This window comes from Streptomyces sp. F001 (assembly GCF_004187715.1).
Lineage (GTDB): Bacteria > Actinomycetota > Actinomycetes > Streptomycetales > Streptomycetaceae > Streptomyces > Streptomyces flavusporus.
Genome location: NZ_QZWF01000165.1, coordinates 1 through 1446 on the forward strand (window position 1 = coordinate 1; position 1446 = coordinate 1446).

Here is a 1446-nt window from a genome sequence, read left to right on the forward strand (position 1 = left end):
GCGCCTGCCAGGCCCTGGAGGACGCCGTGGTCCTGGGTGACGTCCTCGCAGACGCCACCGCCGACGACGTGGCGCAGTGCCTGGAGGAGTACAACGCCGTGCGAAGCGAGCGGACCGCGCGCACCCAACTGCTGGCCAGGGAGATGGGCACGCGCGTCTACCATCCCGCGGGGGAGGAGGCGCAGGCACGCACCGCGATGCTGCGTTCACTCACCGAGGACGACCTTTACGAAAAAGTGCACTGGCTCCATGGCGCCCGGGACTTCACCCGGTCCCGACGTCCCTGACGGAAGAAGCCCGGGTGGTTGCTCAGATGGTCCGCCTGGCAGACATCAGGGTGTTGTCAGCCGACAGGCTGTTGATTTCCGCTGCGACCGGCATGACGGGATAGGTGAGGATTTCGGTTATGGGGTTGTCGACGTCGTTTACGGAACTGTTCGATGTGGAGCATCCGATTGCCCTGGCCCCGATGGGCGGGTCGGCCGGTGGAGCCCTGGCGGCGGCGGTCTCGCGCGGCGGCGGTCTCGGACTGCTGGGCAGCGGGAACGGGGACCAGGACTGGCTGGCCCGTGAACTGCCCGTCCTGGCCGACGAGGGCGCCGGGAAGCCGTGGGGCATCGGCTTTCAGACATGGGCGATCGACGTCGATGCGGTCGCGCGGGCGCTGGAGCACAGGCCTGCGGCGGTGATGTTGTCCTTCGGCGACCCCAGTCCGTACGTGGAGCGCATCCGCAGCGCGGGCACGGCGCTGATCATTCAGGTCACCGATATGGAGGAGGCCCGGAGGGCGGTGGATCTGGGCGCCGATGTGATCGTGGCGCAGGGCACCGAAGGGGGCGGGCATGGAGCCCGGCACGGGCGGTCCACGCTGCCGTTCGTTCCCGTCGTGGTGGACTTGGCGGCACCAGTGCCGGTGCTGGCGGCCGGCGGGATCGCCGACGGCCGCGGCGTGGCGGCCGCCCTGGCGCTGGGAGCTGCTGGAGCATTGCTCGGCACCCGCTTCCAAGCCACGACCGAGGCGCTGGTCGCCCCCGCGACCGCCAAGGCGATCGTTGAGGGACGTGGGGAGGACACCGAGCGCAACAGGGTGCTGGACATCGCCCGCGGCTCGCGGTGGCCGGCGCAGTACACCGCGCGCACCCTTGGCCACCCTTTCCTCGACGGATGGCGGGGCCGCGAGGACGAACTCGCAGCCGCCCCTCATGCCCAGCAGGCGTACCAGGACGCCGTGGCGCGCGGCAGGATCCCCGCACTGCCGCAGTGGGCCAGCGAGGCCATCGACCTCATCAACGACCTGCCGTCCGCGGCCGATCTGGTCGGCACCCTGGCCGCCCAGGCTGAGGACGCACTGGCCCGAGCCGGCCGGCGGTGACCGTGATCGCCGGGAAGCAGCGATCACGCCGGACCTCCAGCCCCTCACGCGCGCAGATCCGCAAGCACCAGCGC

At 71.0% G+C, this 1446-nt stretch carries 1 protein-coding gene and 1 pseudogene; both read left to right on the top strand.

Annotation, left to right across the window (positions count from 1 at the left end; translation table 11 throughout):
- A pseudogene (locus tag StrepF001_RS45270) lies at positions 1–287 on the top strand (3-hydroxybenzoate 6-monooxygenase); the annotation flags it as partial.
- A gap of 119 nt (positions 288–406) precedes the next feature.
- Positions 407–1372 (top strand): nitronate monooxygenase, encoded by a 966-nt coding sequence (locus StrepF001_RS45275; RefSeq protein ID WP_129803881.1) that lies wholly within the window; start codon positions 407–409, stop codon positions 1370–1372.
- Positions 1373–1446 lie beyond the last annotated feature (74 nt).